Annotated in this window: 1 pseudogene; it reads right to left on the bottom strand. The window is 71.6% G+C overall.

Features of this window, described 5'->3' with window-relative positions:
- Positions 1-932 (bottom strand): annotated as a pseudogene (locus tag K789_RS23390) (ABC transporter); the annotation flags it as partial.

Below are 932 nucleotides of genomic sequence, written 5' to 3' on the forward strand. Positions count from 1 at the left end.
GGCCGCCAGCCGGCGGAGCGCCGAGGCATGGCCGATGAGCACCGCGGGATCGATTCCGCCGGAGGAGTCCAGCCGGTCCAGGAACCGCAGCTGCTCGTCCTGAAGCAGGTTCTGGCAGCGGGTGTGGAGGTCCTCCCGGGCCGTCTTGGCGAGCCGGCGGACGGCGTCCTCGCCGAACACCGCTTCCAGCAGCCGCTGTCCGGCAATGGCGGTTCCGCCTGCGATGCCGACCTCCAGCCCTGTCAGTCCGGCGGTCATGGAAAACACCACGATCATCAGGGCGGCGCCGAGGCCATTGATGCCGAAGGACAGCCAGCGGGCCTGCGTGCGCTTGCCCTGGCCCTCGGTCCGGATGAGTTCCATAAGGCTCCCCTGCCAGGCCCGGATCTCGGCGGCCGCCCTGTCGGCGAAGCCCTCGGAGGTGCCGGAGAGGTCGTCGCTGCCCAGCAGTTGGCGGCCGGCGGGATCGGAGCGCCAGCGCCCGTCCGCATCGTCACCCGCATTGGCGGCCTCATCAATAATAACCGCCTGTAAGCCGGTCTCGATCGCCGTCTCCACCCGCACTGCGGGTGCCGGCTNGGCTCGCCACGGAAGAACGCGCCGACCCGGTCACGGAACCGGCCAATGTTCTGCTCCATGGCCCGGAAGAACTCGCCAGTGCCGACAAAGTCCTGCCAGCGGGCCAGGACCTCGCCGCGCAGCAGGGCGCCGTCCCGGGTGGCCTCGAGGATCCTGGCCACGGCGTCCCGGTAGGCGTCGCGGGCGTCCCCCGCGAGGACTTCAGCGGCATGGTCCTGGTCTCCGGCGGCCTTTGCCGCCGCCTCGACGCGGTCCGCCAGGGCCTTGACCGTCCCGTTGAGGGTCCGCCGGGCGATGCCGGCGCGTCCGGCCGCGTCCGCCGCGATCTCCTGCAGCCAGAGCCGCAATGGCTC

Source organism: Arthrobacter sp. TB 26, from assembly GCF_000427315.1.
Taxonomy (GTDB): domain Bacteria; phylum Actinomycetota; class Actinomycetes; order Actinomycetales; family Micrococcaceae; genus Arthrobacter.